At 74.6% G+C, this 18,706-nt stretch carries 19 protein-coding genes; 7 read left to right on the top strand and 12 right to left on the bottom strand.

The annotated features are described in order from the left end of the window. Nucleotides 1–13 precede the first annotated feature (13 nt). Nucleotides 14–235, bottom strand: coding sequence for a CbtB domain-containing protein (locus ACZ7MX_RS31900; protein ID WP_472137132.1), 222 nt, complete (start codon nt 233–235; stop codon nt 14–16). A 309-nt stretch (nt 236–544) separates the two neighbouring features. Between ACZ7MX_RS31900 and ACZ7MX_RS31895 the strand changes: the two genes are divergently transcribed. After that, nucleotides 545–1,129 (top strand): histidine phosphatase family protein, encoded by a 585-nt coding sequence (locus ACZ7MX_RS31895; protein WP_472137130.1) that lies wholly within the window; start codon nt 545–547, stop codon nt 1,127–1,129. Nucleotides 1,130–1,252: 123 nt separating this feature from the next. Beyond that, on the top strand, nt 1,253–1,693 hold the full coding sequence (locus ACZ7MX_RS31890) for an SPW repeat protein (protein WP_472137128.1): 441 nt from the start codon (nt 1,253–1,255) through the stop codon (nt 1,691–1,693). Between the two features lie 123 nt (nt 1,694–1,816). Here ACZ7MX_RS31890 and ACZ7MX_RS31885 read toward each other — a convergent pair whose 3' ends face one another. Continuing rightward, nucleotides 1,817–2,083 (bottom strand): hypothetical protein, encoded by a 267-nt coding sequence (locus tag ACZ7MX_RS31885; protein WP_472137126.1) that lies wholly within the window; start codon nt 2,081–2,083, stop codon nt 1,817–1,819. 245 nt (nt 2,084–2,328) lie between these two features. Between ACZ7MX_RS31885 and ACZ7MX_RS31880 the strand changes: the two genes are divergently transcribed. Together ACZ7MX_RS31880 and ACZ7MX_RS31875 are read left to right on the top strand one after the other, a co-directional pair. Next, nucleotides 2,329–4,164, top strand: coding sequence for an alkyl/aryl-sulfatase (locus ACZ7MX_RS31880; protein WP_472137124.1), 1,836 nt, complete (start codon nt 2,329–2,331; stop codon nt 4,162–4,164). Nucleotides 4,165–4,263: 99 nt separating this feature from the next. Further along, nucleotides 4,264–6,297, top strand: a complete 2,034-nt coding sequence (locus ACZ7MX_RS31875; RefSeq protein WP_472137122.1) for an ATP-binding protein — start codon at nt 4,264–4,266, stop codon at nt 6,295–6,297. 16 nt (nt 6,298–6,313) lie between these two features. On the opposite strand, the gene ACZ7MX_RS31870 is transcribed toward ACZ7MX_RS31875, so the two are convergent. From ACZ7MX_RS31870 to ACZ7MX_RS31845, 6 genes are all read right to left on the bottom strand, one after another. Then, on the bottom strand, nt 6,314–7,351 hold the full coding sequence (locus ACZ7MX_RS31870; protein WP_472137121.1) for a serine hydrolase domain-containing protein: 1,038 nt from the start codon (nt 7,349–7,351) through the stop codon (nt 6,314–6,316). 13 nt (nt 7,352–7,364) lie between these two features. Continuing rightward, complete coding sequence (locus ACZ7MX_RS31865) at nt 7,365–8,285, bottom strand: DUF6895 family protein (protein ID WP_472137119.1); 921 nt, start codon at nt 8,283–8,285, stop codon at nt 7,365–7,367. Then, nucleotides 8,282–9,265, bottom strand: coding sequence for a DUF6895 family protein (locus ACZ7MX_RS31860; RefSeq protein WP_472137117.1), 984 nt, complete (start codon nt 9,263–9,265; stop codon nt 8,282–8,284). Before ACZ7MX_RS31860 ends, ACZ7MX_RS31865 begins: the two co-directional genes overlap by 4 nt. Further along, entirely contained in the window at nt 9,262–9,963 is a 702-nt protein-coding gene (locus ACZ7MX_RS31855) for a hypothetical protein (RefSeq protein WP_472137115.1), read from the bottom strand. The genes ACZ7MX_RS31860 and ACZ7MX_RS31855 overlap by 4 nt, the downstream gene beginning before the upstream one ends. A gap of 10 nt (nt 9,964–9,973) precedes the next feature. Continuing rightward, complete coding sequence (locus tag ACZ7MX_RS31850) at nt 9,974–10,159, bottom strand: hypothetical protein (RefSeq protein ID WP_030411128.1); 186 nt, start codon at nt 10,157–10,159, stop codon at nt 9,974–9,976. Between the two features lie 493 nt (nt 10,160–10,652). Continuing rightward, entirely contained in the window at nt 10,653–11,072 is a 420-nt protein-coding gene (locus ACZ7MX_RS31845) for a TOBE domain-containing protein (RefSeq protein WP_472137113.1), read from the bottom strand. Nucleotides 11,073–11,208: 136 nt separating this feature from the next. On the opposite strand from ACZ7MX_RS31845, the gene ACZ7MX_RS31840 reads away from it, so the two are divergent. The 3 genes from ACZ7MX_RS31840 to ACZ7MX_RS31830 all read left to right on the top strand — a co-directional run bounded on the left by ACZ7MX_RS31840 (nt 11,209) and on the right by ACZ7MX_RS31830 (nt 14,762). Continuing rightward, nucleotides 11,209–11,604, top strand: coding sequence for a TOBE domain-containing protein (locus ACZ7MX_RS31840; RefSeq protein ID WP_472137111.1), 396 nt, complete (start codon nt 11,209–11,211; stop codon nt 11,602–11,604). Nucleotides 11,605–11,854: 250 nt separating this feature from the next. After that, on the top strand, nt 11,855–12,646 hold the full coding sequence (gene modA / locus ACZ7MX_RS31835; protein ID WP_472137109.1) for a molybdate ABC transporter substrate-binding protein: 792 nt from the start codon (nt 11,855–11,857) through the stop codon (nt 12,644–12,646). Between the two features lie 127 nt (nt 12,647–12,773). After that, on the top strand, nt 12,774–14,762 hold the full coding sequence (locus ACZ7MX_RS31830) for an ABC transporter permease (RefSeq protein WP_472137107.1): 1,989 nt from the start codon (nt 12,774–12,776) through the stop codon (nt 14,760–14,762). A gap of 22 nt (nt 14,763–14,784) precedes the next feature. On the opposite strand, the gene ACZ7MX_RS31825 is transcribed toward ACZ7MX_RS31830, so the two are convergent. From ACZ7MX_RS31825 to ACZ7MX_RS31810, 4 genes are all read right to left on the bottom strand, one after another. Beyond that, complete coding sequence (locus tag ACZ7MX_RS31825) at nt 14,785–15,234, bottom strand: nitroreductase family deazaflavin-dependent oxidoreductase (protein ID WP_472137105.1); 450 nt, start codon at nt 15,232–15,234, stop codon at nt 14,785–14,787. Nucleotides 15,235–16,034: 800 nt separating this feature from the next. Further along, nucleotides 16,035–17,504, bottom strand: a complete 1,470-nt coding sequence (locus tag ACZ7MX_RS31820; protein WP_472137102.1) for a SulP family inorganic anion transporter — start codon at nt 17,502–17,504, stop codon at nt 16,035–16,037. 17 nt (nt 17,505–17,521) lie between these two features. Next, nucleotides 17,522–18,124 (bottom strand): carbonic anhydrase, encoded by a 603-nt coding sequence (locus ACZ7MX_RS31815; protein ID WP_472137100.1) that lies wholly within the window; start codon nt 18,122–18,124, stop codon nt 17,522–17,524. Between the two features lie 91 nt (nt 18,125–18,215). Then, nucleotides 18,216–18,635, bottom strand: coding sequence for a hypothetical protein (locus tag ACZ7MX_RS31810; RefSeq protein WP_472137098.1), 420 nt, complete (start codon nt 18,633–18,635; stop codon nt 18,216–18,218). Nucleotides 18,636–18,706: the final 71 nt, after the last annotated feature.

Raw genomic sequence — 18,706 nt, 5'->3', positions numbered from 1 at the left:
CTGCGGCCGTCCGTCAGTGGCAGGGGAAACCGAGGAGGTGGCGCCCGTCGTGCAGCCATTCATGGACGTCCGAACCGGACAGCAGCGAGGTGGCGCCCTGCTCCGCGCCGACGAAGTAGAGCAGGACCAGCAGCAGCACACCGGCGAACAGCGCCCAGGGGGCGATCGCCTTCAGCGGGAGCGGGGCGGGGGTGGTGGTGGCGCCGGTGGCCGGCGGTGCGATGGACGAAGCCATGGCATGACCTCCTGTTGGGGGGAACTCGCGTCCCCGGTGATGGGAGTGCAGAACGACATGCGGGTCTGGCTCGTCCGGTACCGGCCCCTGGCGGGCTGATAAAAAACCGGACATACAGTGGCGCGACCGCGCCGGGATCCCACCGGCTTCCGTCATGCCGTCGTCAAGCACCGGGAAACGTACCGCGATCCGGCCACCTGGCCAAGACCGTACGGGGGGCGGACGGATGCGGACCGGGGCGCATGCTTCGGGCAACTCCCGTGTACCACAGGCGAGTTGACGTCCCAGCGGCAAGAGAAGGAAGAGGGCATGACAACTCGGGTGATGCTGGTCTCGGCGACCGCGGGTGACGCCCAGCGCGAGGTGCGCTTCGACGACGACTCCCCGCCGCACGCGGCCGGACTGCGGCGGGTTCGGGCCGCCGCCGGGGCGCTGCCGACCGCCGACCGGGTCTTCGCCTCGCCCTCCGTGCGCTGCCGGCGCACCGCGGAGGCGCTCGGACTGCCGGCCCGGCCGGTGCCGGAGCTGGCGGGCTGTGCGATGGGGGAGTGGCGGGGGCGGACCCTGGCCGAGGTGGCCGAAACGGAACCGCTCGCGGTCTCCGCCTGGCTGGACGACCCGGACTTCGCCGGGCACGGCGGGGAGTCGCTGCGGCAGCTCTGCGACCGGGTCGCGGGCTGGCTGACCCGGATGGCGCTGGACGCCGGGCGGGTGCTGGCGGTCGTGGAACCGGACGTGGTGCGGGCCGCCGCGGTGTGTGCCCTGCGGGTGCCGGCGGACGCGTTCTGGCGGCTGGACGTGGCGCCGCTGACGGTGACGGAGCTGAGCGGGCGGGGCGGCCGCTGGAATCTGGGCCTGGGCCGGGCGCTGCACCACGGGGAAGCGGAAAGGTGACCGTACCCCTTCACAATTCACCTGCTGCTTCATCTACACATAAAGGCGACATAAGCGCAGAATGAAACCGTGGCCCGATGCCACGCGATAACGGCCAGGACGCGAGCGAAGGAGGCGAGTCGCATGGCCGACGTCTCACACCACAGGGGAGATCTCGCAGGTCACCCCGACGCTTCGGAGATGCAGGCCCGGTACGAGCGGGTGCTCGGCGGGCGTGACGTGGTTCTTGTCGATGGTCCGGTGTTCCTCGTCGGCCTGTACTGCGCCGTCTCGCCGTTCGTCGTCCACTACACGCTGGCGCAGCCCGCCCTGGCGACGCACAACCTGATCGTCGGGATCGCGATCGCCCTGCTGGCGGTCGGCTTCACCGTGACCCCGGCGCGGATGTACGGCATGAGCGGCGCGATGTGCGCGATCGGCGTGTGGATGATCATCGCGCCCTGGCTCGTGGGTCGCAGCCCGGACGCGGGCGTCATCTGGAACAACATCGTCATCGGTGCGCTGACGTTCCTGCTGGGCGCCTTGTGCGTCGCCGCGGCATCCAAGCGCCGCACCACCACCTGAAGGCGCTGCCCGCGGGGCCGCAATGAGTGACCGCCGGTCCGCCTGCCCTTCCCGGACAGGCCGGCCGGCGGCCGTATGCCGCCTCCGGCCCGGGCAGGACCGCCGTCGGCGCCGGGAAGGCCCCTATCGGCGCCGCCCGCCCGCCGAGAGGTGCCCGGCGAGACCCGCCAGGACCAGCCCGCCCGCCAGGAGGAGGGCGTGCGCCAGCAGGATCCCGGCGGCCAGGCTGCCGGCCGCGGCGGCGGACACCAGCAGGCCCAGGCCCCGGCGCCCGGGACGGCACCCGGAGAGGCGGCCGGCGGGCGGGGTGCGGGGGCGGGCGCACGGAACGGCACGGTGCCGGAACGACTCGGCGAGCTCGCCGAAGGCGCGGTCGTCGTACGGGGACAAAGGGCGTCCCTCCCCTTCCGGAAGAGCGCGGCGGGCCCCGCCCCGGCCGGCCGGATTGCCGTGCCCGGATACGACCCCACCTGCGTGGTTGTGCCCTGCCTGGCCCTGCCCGTAACGCCGTTGGCCGCGCCGGCGCTCCCCGGCCGCCGCGGAGGCAGGCATGCGCCACCCGGACAAAGCCGGTTAAATCGATCGTATGGGGCTGGGGCCTTGGGCCCGCCGCCGCCCCGGAGAGGGAGCGCCCCGTGACCGCTGCACCCGTCGATGACCACGAAGACTTCGCCGACGCCGACCGCGGCTTCATCGCCGAGCTCGACCCGCCGCGGATCACCACGGACGACGGCCGGCCGGTCTGGGACGCCACGGCCTACGGATTCCTGGCCCAGAACTGCCCCGACACCGCCCACGAGAGCCTCTGGCGGCAGGGCAGGCTGGTCAGCCGCCAGGGCCTCTACGAGGTCACCGACGGCATCTACCAGGCCCGCGGCCTGGACCTGGGCCACATGACGCTGGTCGAGGGCGACCACGGCGTCATCGTCGTCGACCCGCTGCTCTCCGCCGAGACCGCCGCCGCGGCCCTGGAGCTGTACCGCAAGTACCGCGGCGACCGGCCGGTCACCGGGCTGATCTACACCCACTCGCACACCGGCCACTTCGGCGGCGCCGGCGGGGTCGTCCCCGCCGGGCACGACCCCGTACCGGTCCTCGCCCCGGCCGGCTTCCTCACCCACGCCGTCGGCGAACAGCTCGACGCCGGCCCCGCGAGGTCCCGGCGCGCCGCCTTCACGTACGGCACCGCGCTCCCGAAGGGACCGGACGGCCAGATCGGCTGCGGGCTGGGCACCACCCGTTCCACCGGCACCCGCACCCTGATCCCGCCGACCGTGGACATCACCCGCACCGGCCAGGAGGAGATCCTCGACGGCGTCCACCTCGTCTTCCAGCTCACCCCGGACGCCGAGGCCCCCGCCGCGATGAACTTCGGCTTCCCCGCGCACCGGGCGCTCTGCCTGGCCGAGAACGCCACCCACACCCTGCACACCGTCCTGCCGCTGTCCGGCGGGGCGGTCCGCGACAGCCGGGCCTGGGCCCGCCACCTCGACGAGGCGCTCGCGCTCTTCGGCGACGGCACCGAGGTCGCCTTCGCCTCGCACCACTGGCCGACCTGGGGCAAGGACCGCATCCAAGCCCTCCTGGCCGGCCAGCGCGACCTGTACGCCTACCTCCACGACCAGACCCTGCGGCTGCTCAACGCCGGGTACACCGGCACCGAGATCGCCGAGCAGCTGCGGCTGCCGCCGGCCCTGGCGCGGGTGTGGTCCCACCACGGCTACTACGGCTCGGTCAGCGACCACGTCAAGGCGGTCGCCCAGCGCTACCTGGGCTGGTTCGACGGCAACCCCGCCCACCTGTGGGAGCACCCGCCGGCCGAACAGGCCCGGCGCTACGTCCACGCCCTCGGCGGCGTCGAGGCCACCGTGGACGCCGGCAAGGGCTACGCGGCCGACGGCGACCTGCGGTTCGCCGCGACCCTCCTCAACCACGCCGTCTTCGCCGACCCGCACAACGTGCGGGCCCGCCGCGCCCTCGCCGAGGTCTACGAACGCCTGGGCCACGGCGCGGAGAACGCCGTCTGGCGCAACGTCTACCTCACCGGCGCGGCCGAACTGCGCGGCGCCCCCGCCGCCCGGGACGACACCCAGGACGCCACCGCCGCCCCCGGCCTCGCCCGGGCGCTCACCGTCGACCAGCTCCTGGACTCGCTGGCCCTGCGCATCGACGGGCCGCGCGCCTGGTCCACCGCGCTCACCCTCGACCTCTACCTCCCCGACGAGGACCGCACCTGGCGGCTGACCCTCTCCCACGGCGCCCTCACCCACCGGGCTTCCCCCGGCGCCCCGGCCCCCTCCGCCGACGGCAGCCCCGACCTCACCCTCACCCTCACCAAGCCCCAGCTCCTCGACCTCCTCACCCCCCACGCCCCCACCGAACCCACCCGGCCCGTCGAACCCGGCCCCCTCCGCACCCTCCTCGCCCTCGCCACCAGCCCGGACCCGACGTTCCCGGTGGTCACGCCCTGACCCCCGCTCACCCGCTGCCGCCCCGGCGTCAACCCCGCGCCCCCCGGACCACCACGCCACCCCGCGCCACCCGGGGCGAAGCTGGGGCACACTGGCCCCGTGGCGAGCAGCATTCCCGAGGAGTCGACCAGTTTCGTCGGACGACGGAGCGAACTGGCGCGGATCGACCAGGAGTTGGCGGCACACCGGCTGGTCACCCTGACCGGGCCCGGTGGGGTGGGCAAGACCCGGATCGCCGTCAGGGCGGCCCGGGCGGCGGCACCGCGGTTCCCCGACGGGGTCGGCTGGGCCGACCTGTGGCCGTTACTGGGCGAGGGGCGGCTGCTGGCCACGGTCTGCGACGCCGTCGGGCTCGCCGACCACACCGCGCGCACCCCGGCCGCCGCGCTGTGCTCCTGGCTCACCGACAAACGCCTGCTGCTGGTGCTGGACTCCTGCGAACACCTCGTGCCCGCCTGCCGCGACCTGCTCGGCGACCTGCTGACGGCCGCGCCCGGCGTGACCGTACTCGTCACCAGCCGGCAGCCGCTCGGCCTCGACGGCGAACGCGTCACCGAGATCGGCCCGCTGCCCTGCACCGGCGACAACGACGCCCTGACCCTGCTCACCGACCGGGCCGGCACCGCCGCACCCGGCCTCGTCCTCACCGACCCCGCCCACGCCGCCACCGCCGACGGCATCTGCCGGCGGCTCGAAGGCATTCCGCTCGCCCTGGAGCTGGCCGGCGCGCAGATGGCCACCAGCTCCGTCGAACGGATCGCGGAGCGGCTGGCCACCCGCTTCGACACCCTCGACACCGGCGAAGGGCTGCCGCTGCCGCCCCGCCACCGCACCCTGCGCTGCACCATCGGCTGGAGCCACGAACTGTGCACCCCCCTGGAGCGGCTGCTGTGGGCCCGGCTCTCGGTCTTCCGCGGCACCTTCGACACGGAGTCGGCCGGCGCGGTGTGTACCGGCGGGCCGCTCACCGAGGCGGAGGTGCACACCGCCCTGACCGGACTGGCCGCCAAGTCCGTGCTCTCCCGCGAGGGCGGCCGCTTCCGCATGCTCGACACCCTGCGCGAGTACGGCCGGATGTGGCTCGGCGAGCTCGGTGAGGCGCCCGCCCTCGCCGACCGGCACGCCGCGCACTTCGTCGGCCACGGCCGCCGCGCCGAACGGGCCTGGCTGGGCCCCGGGCAGGTCGGCTGGTACCGCAGGATCGCCGACGCGCACGTCGACCTGTGCACCGCACTGGACCACCTGCTGGTCACCGCCCCCGAACGGGCCCAGGAACTCAGCGCCGCGGTCGGCTTCTTCTGGAGCTGCTGCGGCCATCTGCACGAGGCCCGCGACTACCTCTCCCGCGCCCTCGCCGCCGACGACCGGCCCAGCCGCGCCCGCACCCGGGCCCTGTGGGCGCTCGGCGTCGCGGTGCTCCTCCAGGGTGACCTGCCGCAGGCCGACGCCCTCGGGCTGGAGTGCGCGCGGGCCGCGCAGACCTCCGGCGACGCGGAGGCGGTGCTGGAGGCCGGCTACCTCATCGGCCTCACCCACCTGATGGCCGGCCGCCCGATGTCCGCCCACGCCGTCACCGCACAGGTCCTCGGCCCGCCGCCGGACGCCCCCTTCGACTCGCCGGGGCGGCTGCGCTGCCACCTGGTACGGATCTTCGCGCTCACCGGCATCGGCAAGCTCGCCGAGGCCCGCGCCGAGGCCACCGCACTGCGCCGCGGCTGCGTCGAACGCGGCGAGTACTGGACCCGCTCCTACACCGACTACCAGCTCTCCCTGATCTCGCTGTTCCAGGGCCGGCCCGAGGAATCGGCCGGCCACGCCCGGGCGATGCTCGCCGCCAAGCAGGGCATCGGCGACAAGTTCGGCATCGCCCTCGGCCTGGACCTGCTCGCCGCGGCGCTGGCCGCCCAGGGCGCCGGCGCCGCGGCCGCCCGGGTCTACGGCAGCGGCCAGGCCCTCTGGCGCACCGTCGGGCACCCCCAGCGCGGCACCCCGGAACTGCGCGCGGTCCGCGAGGAGTGCGAGCAGCGGGCCCGCGCGGCGATCGGCGACCGGGCCTACACGGAGGTCTTCCGGCAGGCCAGCGAGGAACGCCCGGGCACCTCCCTGCCCCGGATCCTGGCCGGCGAGCTGTGACCGCCGGGCCGCGCGGTCACGCGGGCGGCTCACCGGCCAGCGCGTACAGCGTCTCGTAGGCGGTGGTGATCATCCGGCAGCTACGGCCGCGCCGGGTGGCCAGCGCGACCAGACCGGTGTGCGTGGCCGGGTGGAACCCGAGGAACGCCTGCTGCCCGAAGGTCGCCCCGACGTGGAACAGCAACGGCCCGCGCGGCGCCGGGTGCTGGTACCACGTCAGGGTGTGGGTGTTGCGGCGCCGCCAGCCGCGCCGCAGCAGCGGCACCTGGACGTCGCGCAGCGGCCCGGCCAGCGGGGTGGCCTCCGGCGACAGGTGCGCCTCCAGATACCTGAGCAGGTCGCCGGGCGTGGCCCGGACCGACCCGGCGGCCATGAACGCGCCCATGTCGGCGCTGGCCACCGGCGTCACCCCGTTCGTCCGGTGCCCGACCGCGTCGGTGCCGGTGGCGCCGGGCGCCAGTGTCGTCCCGGACAGCCCCAGCGGGCCCAGCACCCGGCCGCCGAGCAGCGCCGGATAGTCCTGGCCCGCGGCGCGGGACATCGCCGGACCGAGCAGCGCCAGCCCGAAGTTCGAGTACCGCCAGCGGGTGCCCGGCCGGTTCCGGGGCCGGGTGCGGGCGAAGGTCCGCAGCAGCCGCTCGGTGTCGTAGCGGGCGTAGCCGTTGGCGTACGGGTGCAGCAGCGCACCCGCGACCAGGTCGGCGGGGATCCGCGGCAGCCCCGAGGTGTGGGTGGCCAGGTGCCACAGGGTGATCCGGCGGGAGTGCGGATACCGCAGCGGCAGGTCGGGCAGATGGCCGACCAGCGGATCGTCCAGCGAGAGGACCCCGGACCGGGCCAGATCGGCCAGCAGCAGCACGGTGAACGTCTTGGACAGCGAGCCGAGTTCGTAGCGCAGGGCCTGCCGCGGGGTGGGCGGAGCCAGCGCGGTGCCGCCGGTGACCACGGTCCGCACGCCCCGCCGGGTCACCGCCAGCACCACGTCCGGCGCGTCGATCCGGGTGACCGCGTCGGCGAGGCGGTCGGCCCGCGGGGTGGGGCCCGTCGCGCCCATCAGAGCCCGTCCATCAGACCGCGGACAGGGCCCGGGAGGTGGCCATCGCCGAGGCGAACGCGGCGACCAGGGTGGGGTGGTGCACCAGGTCGAAGACCCGCGCCGGATCGCCCTCGGGCATCCGGCCCTGGATCGGCATCGCGCCGCTGTCCGACTGCGCCGCGGCGTACCGCTCCCACAGCTCCGCGTCCAGCGCGGGCCGCGGCAGACAGGCGTCGACGACCAGCAACTCACCCAGCAGGTCCCAGTGTTCGAGGTCCGCCCAGTCCTCCGTCCAGGCCGGCAGGTACCGCGTGAGGTAGTCCGCGATGTCCGGCGGGATCCGCTCGGGCGCCTCGCCCCAGTTGGTGAGGTGGAAGACGGTGTGGGTGAGGTCGTAGGCGATGTGCAGCTGCACCGTCCACGGCTCGGCCAGCCGGCCCAGCCAGGTGCGCGCCACCGCCTCCCCGAAGTCGCTGCTGGGGGTGAGACCCAGCTTGCGCTCGGCGTTCAGCACCCCGAGGCGCCGGTTGGGCATCATCTCCAGCGCGTTCCAGGTGGCGGTCCGCCGGCACACCTGCACCGCCGCCTCCAGCCCCGGGTGCCGGTGCCCCAGCTCGTGGAAGGTCGCATAGACCTCCAGCGGGACGGGGGAGAGCGGCTCGTCGTGCTGGAGCCGGGCCAGCACGTTGCCGCCGTCCAGCAGCTCGCGCCAGGCGAAGTCCAGCAGCTGCCCGGCCCGGGCCTTCTGCCGGGAACCGGCCACGCCCTCCCGGAACAGCACCTGCATGTTGAGCGCCAGCTCACCGATGGGCTTGAGCCGTTCGACCACCGCACCGCCTGAGCGGAAGTCCTCGGGGGTCAGCCGGAAGTGCTCGCGGTGGTCGTCGAGCCAGGACAGGGCCCGGTCGCCGACACCGTGCAGCAGGGCGGGGGACGCGGCCGTCACGGTCACGGGGCACTCTCGCTTTCGCCGGGCGTCCGGCCGCCCACCAGCACCGGGTCCCCGCCGCGCGGGCCGGCCTCGGCCTCGTCGGCGGCGATCCGGGCCAGGGTGGCGGCGAACGCGGTCACCAGGGTGGAGTGGTAGCAGGCGGTGAACATCTCGTGCGGGTCGCCGGAGCCGGGCGCCGCGCCCTTCTCCGGCACGCTGCCGTCGGCCGCCTGCGCACCGGCCAGCCGCTGCCAGGCCACCGGATCGTACGGGGCCCGGGGCAGGCACGCGGTCACCGCCAGCAGCTCGCCGACCAGGTCCCACAGCTGCTCCTCCAGCCAGTTCTCCAGCCAGGAGGGCAGCCACAGCCGCAGATAGCCGGCGAGTTCGGGGGACAGCCGCTGCCGGTCGCGCCCCCAGTCGGTCAGGTGGAACACGTCGTGGGTGATGCCGTAGGCCGCCTTGCGGTCCAGCGCCCAGGGCTCGGGCAGCCGGCCGAGCCCGGTCAGCGCCAGCACCGAGGCGAAGTCGGCGTGCTGCCGCAGCCCGATCCGCCGCTCGGCGTTCAGCACCCCGAGCGTACGGGTGTGGTCCTCGCGCGCCACCCGCCAGCCGCGCAGCCGCGTGGTGGTCCGCACCAGCTCATCGGCCGCGGCATGGCGCAGCCCGGCGCGTGCGAACACCCCGTACAGCTCCACCGGGTAGGTGGCGAACGGCTCGCCGCGGATCAGTTCGGCGAAGAGTTCCCCGTCCCGGGTCTCGTTCCAGGCGAACGCGAACAGCCCGCGGGCCGTCCGGCGGATCTCCTCCCGCGGGTGCACCGCCCCGATCAGCTGGCTGAGTTCGGCCAGCTCGCCGAGCGGCTTGAGGGTCAGATTGGGGTCGGCGTCGGTCGTCACGTCGGGCGGCAGGCGGAAGAATCCGCGCGCCCCGTCCAGCCACCCGAGGCTCGCTGCGACCATGTGGTCCAGCAGCCCCGGGTCGCCGTGCCCGCCGGTCACCCGCCCCGCCCGTAGAACCGCCGGGCGGCCGCGATGTGCAGCGCGACCCGTGGATCGGCGCCGCCCATCTGGTGCACGAACGCCAGCCCGCTGTCCAGCCCGAGGGTCCCCGGCACGTCGGGCAGCCGGGCCAGCCAGCGGCCCAGGCCGGCCGCCTGCAGCCAGTCCCGGCGGCGGACCGCCCGGACGAAGCCCCGGGACAGGTCGTCCGTACGGGCGGCGAGCTGCTCGGCGAGGCCGGACGCCAGTCCCGGCAGGGCCAGCGCGGCCAGCTGGGACACCCGGTGCGACAGCTTCGGCCAGGGGGAGTCACCGACCCACGCGGTGCCGGCCTCCGGTGCCGGCGGCCACGGACGGCCGCTCCCGGGCAGGAACGCGTGCGCGGCCTCGACCAGGCCGCGGTAACTCCACAGCGACACCTCCGAGGCGCCGTCACCCGGCGGATAGGCCGTCAGGGCCTGCCGCACCACCGCTTCGTCGTCCCCGCCGGCCGGTGCCGCCCGGTGTTCCACGGCGTACGGCGCCAGCGCATCGGCGCCGAGCACCCGTACCGCGGCCGGGGTCAGCGCATCCTCGTGCCGCAGCATGCCGGACAACGCATAAGGGTCGCCCTCACCCCGCAGGGCGAGGGCGACCCCGGTTGCGGCATCGGCGATCACAGCGCTGAGCGGGACTGCTCCTTGCGTCTGTTCAGCCAACGCTTTCCCCTCAGCGGACGTCAGTCTTGGGCCGGGGGGTGGGCGGCGAGATCAGGAGCAGCGCGGCCAGCAGCAGCGCACCTCCGCACTCGCGGGTGTCGCGGAAGACGCCGTCGGCCTCGGCGGGTTCAAGCAGTCCCTCGACCTCGGCGGCCAGGGTGGCCGTCTCGACCGGCGCCGTGCGATCCGTAACCATGCGATCAACTCCTTTGACGAATGGGATACCAGATTCACATCGGGGTTTTTGGGACGCAACGGGAGAAAGTTCATCAACCGCCACAACCTGCGCTTCCTTGACGTCGGCTCAGAGGACGTTCCCCACCCCAAGGGGAGGGCACGTACGGCGAGTTGAGCCGTCCCGTGTGGGGTTCCGACGGCGGTGCACCCCGGGCCCGCCACGGGTGGTCCCCTCGCGCCGATGGCGGACTCCGCTGCTCCGTTCGGATGGCACGGGGCCCGGGAGGGAGGGCCCGGCGGCCGCCGTCGGCGCGGTGGCCGGGCTGCCCCGGAGTGCGACCGTGCCGGCGTACCGCATGGGCCGGGCGGCGGAGCTGCCGGGGGGAGTCCGGAGACCGTCCGGCGGGGCCGACGGTGGTCGGCGGCGGAGGAAGCGGGACGGCGGGGGGAGCCGCGTCATCGACGGGGTCGGTGCGGAACTCCTTCGCGCCTCGGCGAGCGAGGAGGGGCGGTCAGTTCGCGGCGAGCGCGATCTCGGTGGACTTGATCAGCGCGGTCACCTCGGAACCGGCCGCCAGGCCCAGGTCCTCGGCCGCGTCCCGGGTGATCGCCGCGGTCAGTTCGCCGCCCGCCATGGCGACCTTCACCCCGGCCATCGCGCCGCCGGCCGAGACGTCGGTGACCGTACCGGGCAGCCGGTTGCGGATGCTCAGCCCCTCGACCCCGCCGGTGGCCAGGGCGACCTCGGTGGACTTGATCAGCGCACGCACCGCCGTGCCCTCCGCGAGGCCCAGCTGTCCGACCGCCTCGCGGGTGACCGCGGCGGTGAGCTCCTGCCCGCCGTCCAGCCGGACCCTGACCAGGGCCATGACCTCGCCGGGGGAGACGGAGCGGACGGTCCCGGCCAACTGGTTACGGATGCTCAGACTCATGCCCACACCCTGCGCGCTGCCGTCCGGCCGCGCACCGCGAGGAACTTCGTCCCTTCCTCCAAGGCGGATGGCATTTGCTACGGAGATCCGTCCTGCGGATTGCACCTGCCAGGCTGGGCCGCCTATCTTGTCGCACATGCAGTCCTACACGATCGGCCAGGCGGCGCGGCTGCTGGGCGTCAGCCCGGACACCGCCCGCCGGTGGGCGGACGCCGGCAAGGTCGCGACCCATCGCGACGACAGCGGCCGCCGCCTCATCGACGGCCGGGATCTGGCCGCCTTCTCCATCGAGGTGGCGCAGACCGGCGCCGGTGAGGACGACGCCTCGTACACCTCCGCCCGCAACGCCTTCCCGGGCATCGTCACCGCCGTGAAGCTCGGCGATGTCGCCGCCCAGGTCGAGATCCAGGCCGGTCCGCACCGGCTGGTCTCCCTGCTGACCCGGGAAGCGGTGGAGGAACTGGGACTGGAGGTCGGCATGCAGGCCACCGCCCGCGTGAAATCCACCAGCGTGCACATCGACCGCTCCTGAAAGCCACCCGACCGCTCCCCGAAGCCCCGCGGTGGCGTCCGCCCGCACCACCGGGCCGGCTCCCCACCGTCCACCGCGGCAGCACCACAGCCGGACCGCGCCCCCGTCCCCTCCGGCCGGCTGCTCACCCCAGCGGCGTCGCCCTTCCCCCAGCTCTCGAACGTCCTTGAGCAGGGGAGGCCCCACCCGGCGCGGCTTTTCCCATCCGCTCGGACGACCCCCTCGTCCCGCGTCGCAAGGAGTCCCGCCCATGCCCCCGTTCCTCACCGGACGCCGTGCCGCCGCCGCGGTCGTGACCGCCGCCCTCCTCGTCCCGCTCGCCGCCTGCGGCAAGGACGACGCCAAGACCGACAAGGGCGCAGAGAAGTCCGGCGCCACCGCGCAGCTGACCGTGCTCGCCGCCTCCTCGCTCACCGACGTCTTCAAGAAGGCCGGCGCGGCGTACGAGAAGGACCACCCGGGCACGAAGGTGAACTTCTCCTTCGCCGGCTCCCAGGAACTCGCCGCCCAGGTCAAGCAGGGCGCCCCCGCCGACGCGCTGGTCACCGCCGACACCAGGACCATGGACGGGCTGAAGGCGGACGCCGGCACCCCGACCGTCATCGCCCACAACCGCCTGGTCATCGTCACCGGCGAGGGCAACCCCAAGAACGTCCGCACCCTCAAGGACCTCACCGACAGCAAGCTGAAGGTCGTGCTCGCCGCACCCGAGGTGCCGGTCGGCCGCTACGGCAAGCAGGTCCTGGACGCCCAGAAGCTCAAGGTCACGCCGGTCTCGCAGGAGCCCAACGTCCGCGCCGTCCTCAGCAAGGTCGAGATGGGCGAGGCGGACGCCGGCCTGGTCTACCGGACCGACGCCGCCACCGCGCCGAAGAAGGTCGACGCGGTCGACATCCCCGACAAGCAGAACGCCGTCGCCGCCTACCCGGCCGCGACCCTGAAGACCTCGAAGCACGCCGCCGCCGCGGCCGCCTTCGTGAAGTGGCTGAGCACCCCCGAGGCACAGAAGATCCTGCAGGACGCGGGCTTCCAGAAGCCGTAACGGGGCTGAAGCGCGCACGGGACTGCCCGGCTCGGGGGAGTGGACAGCCCCGTGCGCGCCACCGGGGCGGCCCGCCCCGGCCCGCCGGCACCGGCCGGCCCGACCCGCCCCGACCCCAGGACCGACCATGAGACGCTCCCGCACCCCGGCCCGGCCCGCGGCCGCCCGGCGCCGCACGCCCGGCGCCCGTACGCCCGCCGCGCTCGCCGTGCCCGCGCTGGTCGCCGTCGCGTTCCTGCTGATGCCGCTGCTCGGCATCCTCGCCCGCACCACCTGGAGCGACCTCGGCACCCATCTGACCAGCCCCGGTGTCACCGAGGCGCTCGGCCTCTCGCTGCTGGTCTCCTTCTGGGCGCTGGGCCTGTCGCTGCTGCTCGGTGTGCCGCTGGCCTGGCTGCTGGCCCGGGTCAGCTTCCCCGGCAAGGCGGTGGTCCGCTCGCTGGTGCTGCTGCCGATGGTGCTGCCGCCGACCGTCGGCGGTGTCGCCCTGCTGCTCGGCTTCGGCCGCCGCGGACTGCTCGGCCCCTGGCTGGAGGACACCTTCGGCATCGTCCTGCCGTTCCACACCTCGGGCGCGGTGGCCGCCGCCACCTTCGTCGCCATGCCGTTCCTCGTCATCAGCCTGGAGGGCACGCTCGCCGGCCTGCGCCCCAGCTACGAGGAGACCGCGGCCTCCCTCGGCGCGTCCCCGGTCCGGGTCTTCGCCACGGTCACCCTCCCCATGGTCGCCCCCGGCCTGGCCGCCGGCGCCGCGCTCACCTGGGCCCGCGCGCTCGGTGAATTCGGCGCCACGATCACCTTCGCCGGCAATCTGCCCGGCACCACCCAGACCCTCCCGCTCCAGGTCTACCTGCTGCTCCAGGACTCCCCGGAGGCCGCCACCTCGGTCTCCCTGCTGCTGCTCGTCATCGCCATGGCCGTGCTGATCTGCCTGCGCGGCCGCTGGACCGGCGCACTGCCCGCCGGCCGCGCACCGCGCACCGCGCCGGCCACGGACGGGACCGAGCCGTCCGGGACCGACGGCGGCGGCCGGCCGGCCGTGCCGGAGCGTCCGGAAACCACCGCCGCACCGCAGAGGGAACGCTGGCCGCTGCACGCCGAGGTCACCGGTTTCACCGAACTGACCCTGGACGCCGGGCCCGGCACCACCATCGCGGTCGTCGGCCCCAACGGCGCCGGCAAGACCACCCTGCTGCGCGCCCTGCTCGGTCTCACCCCGCGCGCCCACGCCGCCCTGCGCCTCGGCGACACCGACGTCACCGCCCTGCCCCCGCACCGCCGCGGCGTCGCCTGGGTCCCCCAGGACGGCGCGCTCTTCCCGCACCTGAACGCCCTGAGCAACACCGCCTACGGACTGCGGGCGCACGGCGTCCCGCGCGCCGGGGCCCGCCGCGCCGCCCAGGAGTGGCTCGACCGGCTCGGCGTCGGACACCTCGCCCACCGCCGGCCCGCCCAGCTCTCCGGCGGCCAGGCCCAACGCGTCGCGCTGGCCAGGGCACTGGCCGCCCGCCCCCGCCTGCTGCTGCTCGACGAACCGCTGGCGGCCCTCGACCAGACCACCCGCGCCCACGTCCGGCACGCGCTGCGCGGCCATCTCGCGGGTTTCGACGGGGTCTGCCTGATCGTCACCCACGACCCCGTCGAGGCGGTCTCGCTCGCCGACCGGGTCCTCGTCCTCGACGACGGGCGCGCCCTCCAGGACGCCCCGCCGGCCGAGGTCACCCGGCATCCCCGCTCGCCCTGGGTCGCCCGGATGCTGGGCCGCAACGCCTGGCCCGGCACCGCCACCGGCGACGGCCTCGCGCTCGCCGGCGGCGGGCACCTCGTCGTCGCCGACCGCCTCCCCGAGGGCGCCCCGGCGCTCGCGGTGATCGCCCCCGAGGCGGTCTCGGTGCACCTCGACAAGCCCGCCGGCAGCCCGCGCAACGTCTGGCCCGGCACCGTACGGGAGATCACCTCGGCGGGCAGCCGGCTGCGGATCCTGATCACCTCGCCGCACGCCCCCGACCTCGTCGCCGAGATCACCCCGTCCGCCGCCCTCGAACTCGGCCTGGCCGACGGGGTGCCGGTGTGGACCGGCATCAAGGCCACCGAGGTCTCGCTCGTGACGCTCTAGCGGACGACGGGGTCCCGCGGCCTCAGCGGTGTTCCGTGGCCGCCGGCTCCAGCACGAACACCGGGATCTCGCGGGCCGTCTTCTTCTGGTAGGCGTCGTAATCGGGGAACGCCTCGACCGCCCGCCCCCACCACACGGCCTTCTCCTCGCCGGTGACCTCACGGGCCGTCATGTCCCGGCGGACCGGGCCGTCCTGGAGCTCCACCCGGGGATCGGCGACCACGTTGTGGTACCAGAGGGGGTTCTTGGGCGCGCCGCCCAGGGAAGCCACCACGGCATACGTCCCCTCGTGCTCCACCCGCATCACCGGGGACTTGCGGAGCCGGCCGCTCCGGGCGCCCCGGGTGGTCAGGATCACGACCGGCAGCCCACGGATCGTCGTGCCCCGCGTCCCGCCGGAGCTCTCGTACTCCTCGACCTGCTCCCGCACCCACGGCGTCGGGCTCGGTTCGTACTCACCCTGAAGAGGCATCCGCCCGTCCTCTCTCCCTGTACGGCGCTCATGACACCGGCCGCGGCGCACCTCGGCCGCGGCCGCCCTGACCTTCGCTCAACAACCGCGGCGGACGCAATCATCCCGGCCGCCCCGTCGTGTCCCGCCCACGCTGTTTCTGCGGCGCCGCGCGCTTTGGGCGCCCCGCACGTACCCGTCTGTCCCGCCGTCGGGGTTGCTCGCCGTTGCGCGCTTTGCGGCGCCGCGTACGTTGTCGGCTGTCCCGCCGTGGGGCTTGCTCGCCGTTGCTCCCCCACTGCCTAAAGGGCGTGGGAGGTACCCCCAGCGGCGGGCGTTTGTGTGTCGGGTGCGGTGACAGCCCTCCAGACTTCGTCCTCCGGTCTGTCCCCTCCCGTGGGTGGGGGGTGAGGTGGTGGGGGCGGGCGTTGTCCCGGGAGTGCCTCACGTCGTGACCCTGGGAATACCGCCCCGTCCCGCCGGGTTGAGGCCCGCAAGGGGCGCGCGTACCCCCTACGGGATCTGTTCGACCGTCCCCTACGGGACCTCCCGACCTCCACCCCGACCGGCCTTCCCTTTCCCCACTAAGGGAGGGGCTGGAGCGGAGGACGAAGTCTGGAGGGCCGGCACCGCACCCGACATCCGCCAGCCCGCCGCTGGGGGTACCTCCCACGCCCTTCAGGCAGTGGGGGAGCCACGGTGAGTCGCCCCGCGGCGGGGCGGACGGGTACGTGCGGGGGCGCCGCAAAGCGTCGGACGGCGGGGCCCGGTTTCGCGCACCGTGCGGTGCGCGAAACCGGGCCCCCGAGGACTGCGGGACGTCAGGACACCAGCTCCACCGCCCGCCGGTTCCGGCGGTGCTGCTCGGCCCAGTTGGTGAGCGCCGCCTCACACGCGTGGTCGAGATGGCGCAGGCCGCCGAGGTCCAGCTCGACGTCCCGGTGGGCGGGCAGCGCGTCGAGCTGGTCCAGGATCTTGGGCAGCCGCAGGAACGTGGCGTTGCCGACGGCACGCACCAGCACCGGCTGCCCGGCGTCGTCCGGGGTGTGGATGTCCAGGTGGACGTGCGAGGTCTCCCAGGCCGTCTTCGCGATCGCCAGCACCAGACCGATCAGCACGCCCTCGAACATGTTGACCGTGACGATGGCCAGCGCGGTGACCAGCAGCACCACGGCCTCCCCGCGGTGCTCGCGCCACAGCGGCCGCCAGGACTTCCACGGCAGCAGCTTCCAGCCCGCGTGGATCAGTACGCCCGCCAGTGCCGCCACCGGGACGATGCCCAGCGCGGCCGGGAACGCCGCCGCGAACACCAGCAGCCACACGCCGTGCAGCACCCGCGACGCCTTGGTCCGGGCCCCGGCCTGCACATTGGCCGCGCTGCGCACGATGACCGCGGTCATCGGCAGCGCCCCGAGCAGACCGCACACCGTGTTACCGGCGCCCTGGGCCATCAGCTCCTTGTCGTAGTCGGTCTTGGGCCCGTCGTGCAGCCGGTCCACCGCCGCCGCGCTGAACAGCGATTCGGCCGAAGCGATCAGCGCGAAGGCGAGGACCGTGCCCAGCACACCGACATCGGTGAGCCGGCCCAGGTCCGCCATGCCCGGTGGCTGGATCGCGTCCAGCAGCCCGCTGACCCGGACCCGGGCGACCGGCAGGTCCAGCGCCCAGACCGCGGTGGTGGCGAGCGTCACCGCGACCAGCGGCGCCGGGAGCACCCGGGCACCGCGCCGCCAGCGCGGCCACAGGACCAGCACGGCGACGGTCCCGGCACCGACCGCGAGCGCGGACAGCGCGGTGCCCGAGCCGACCGTGGCGGCGGCCAGCGCCGGTACGCCGCCGATGTTGGCCAGTCCGCTGCCCGGCGCCTTGGCGTCCGTGAGGGCGTAGAGCTGACCGGCGATCAGCACCAGGCCGATGCCCGCCAGCATGCCCTGCACGACGGCGACCGAGATCGCCCGGAACCAGCGCCCCAACTTCAGGGCACCCATGGCCAGTTGGAGGACGCCGGCCGCCAGCACCAGGGCGCCCAGCGCCCCGAGGCCGTACTCCTTGACGGCCTCGAAGACCAGCACCGTCAGGCCCGCGGCCGGGCCGCTGACCTGCAGGCTGCTGCCGGGGAGGAGCCCGGTGAGCAGACCGCCGACGACGCCGGTGACCAGGCCGAGTTCGGCCGGTACGCCGGAGGCGACGGCCACCCCGACGCACAGCGGGACGGCCACCAGGAAGACCACCAGGGAGGCGGTGAAGTCGGCGCGGAAGGACCCCGCACGGGAGGAGAGCAGTTGCTTCATCGTCGTCACCCCCGCGCTCACAGCGGAAGGAACAGGTCGGAGGCAGGGTGGTGGGCCACGACCAGGCCGGTGTGCACTTCGTAGAACCAGCCGTGCAGGTTCACCTCGCCGGCCGCCAGCCGCTCCTGTACGCAGGGGTAGCCGCGCAGCCGGTCGAGCTGCTGGCGCACGTGCTGCTGCACGGCGGCGGCGACCGTCGGCTCGGGGTCCTCGGGCAGTTCGTCGGAGAGTGCCTGGGCCAGCCAGTCGCGTACGGCCGGCGCGCCGGTCAGGTCCTCGCCGCGGGCCTTGGCGCCGACCGCGCCGCAGTGCGAATGACCGCACACCACGATGTCGGCGACCCGCAGGACCCGCATCGCGTACTCGATGGTGGCGGCTTCCGCGCAGGCGGCCATGTCCGCGCGGTAGACGGGCACGGCGTTGCCGGCGGTGCGCAGTTCGAAGAGTTCGCCCGGGCGGGCGCCGGTGATCAGGGACGGTACGACCCGGGAGTCGGAGCAGGTGATGAAGAGGGCGAGGGGGGACTGGCCGGCCGCCAGCCGGCCGTAGGTCTCCTGCTCCTCCCTCCGCTCGGCGATACGGGCCGTCAGGCCCCGGGCATGCTGGATGAAGGTCTCCACGAGGAGGTCTCCTGCTGATGAGTGGTGCCACTGTGGGGTGGTGGCGGGAACGTGCGGACACGACTGGTGGAGCAAGCCACCACGGCCGCGCTCAGCAGCGGAAGACGCAGTGCAGGACGGGGAACGGGGCCGGTCTTGACGCGGCCCGGGTGGAGGTGCCCGCGGCCGGGCCGTCGGACCCGACGGCGGTCGGCAGCGCCGGGCCGTCGGGTCCGGACGGCGGCAGCGGACGGCCGGCGTGCCGCGGCACGCCGACGGAGGTGCGCGCGGTCCCCCGGGGGGCGCCGCGCTCGGCGTCCCGTTTGGTCTTCTCCTCGGTGGAGTCGGAACCGGGCTTGACGGCGGGCTGGGCGCCCGCGGGCTTGGCGGCGGGGGCGGCGAACGTGGCGGTCGCACCGGCGCCGGCAGCCGCCGCACCCAGCAGGAACGCCAGCACCACGGCGACGGCGAGCAGCGGGACCCGGAACAGGCCGCGCACGGGTATGCCGGATGTGCCGCGGTCCTTCCGCATCCTCGCCCCCCGTCGCAGGTCCATACGCCTACAGCCTTCCCTCACAGTGCAGCATCCAGGTTTCCGGCACG

Source organism: Streptomyces sp. NPDC107765, from assembly GCF_055657085.1.
This window is presented reverse-complemented; position numbering and strand designations above follow the sequence as displayed.

What these genes read in the sequence shown, in the direction of transcription:
- ACZ7MX_RS31890 (WP_472137128.1), top strand. Translation starts at nt 1,253, where the DNA reads ATGGCCGACGTCTCACACCACAGGGGAGATCTCGCAGGTCACCCCGAC.
- ACZ7MX_RS31825 (WP_472137105.1), bottom strand. Translation starts at nt 15,234, where the DNA reads ATGCCTCTTCAGGGTGAGTACGAACCGAGCCCGACGCCGTGGGTGCGG.
- ACZ7MX_RS31845 (WP_472137113.1), bottom strand. Translation starts at nt 11,072, where the DNA reads ATGAGTCTGAGCATCCGTAACCAGTTGGCCGGGACCGTCCGCTCCGTC.
- ACZ7MX_RS31850 (WP_030411128.1), bottom strand. Translation starts at nt 10,159, where the DNA reads ATGGTTACGGATCGCACGGCGCCGGTCGAGACGGCCACCCTGGCCGCC.
- ACZ7MX_RS31830 (WP_472137107.1), top strand. Translation starts at nt 12,774, where the DNA reads ATGAGACGCTCCCGCACCCCGGCCCGGCCCGCGGCCGCCCGGCGCCGC.
- ACZ7MX_RS31870 (WP_472137121.1), bottom strand. Translation starts at nt 7,351, where the DNA reads ATGGGCGCGACGGGCCCCACCCCGCGGGCCGACCGCCTCGCCGACGCG.
- ACZ7MX_RS31840 (WP_472137111.1), top strand. Translation starts at nt 11,209, where the DNA reads ATGCAGTCCTACACGATCGGCCAGGCGGCGCGGCTGCTGGGCGTCAGC.
- ACZ7MX_RS31820 (WP_472137102.1), bottom strand. Translation starts at nt 17,504, where the DNA reads ATGAAGCAACTGCTCTCCTCCCGTGCGGGGTCCTTCCGCGCCGACTTC.
- ACZ7MX_RS31895 (WP_472137130.1), top strand. Translation starts at nt 545, where the DNA reads ATGACAACTCGGGTGATGCTGGTCTCGGCGACCGCGGGTGACGCCCAG.
- ACZ7MX_RS31810 (WP_472137098.1), bottom strand. Translation starts at nt 18,635, where the DNA reads ATGCGGAAGGACCGCGGCACATCCGGCATACCCGTGCGCGGCCTGTTC.
- modA (WP_472137109.1), top strand. Translation starts at nt 11,855, where the DNA reads ATGCCCCCGTTCCTCACCGGACGCCGTGCCGCCGCCGCGGTCGTGACC.
- ACZ7MX_RS31900 (WP_472137132.1), bottom strand. Translation starts at nt 235, where the DNA reads ATGGCTTCGTCCATCGCACCGCCGGCCACCGGCGCCACCACCACCCCC.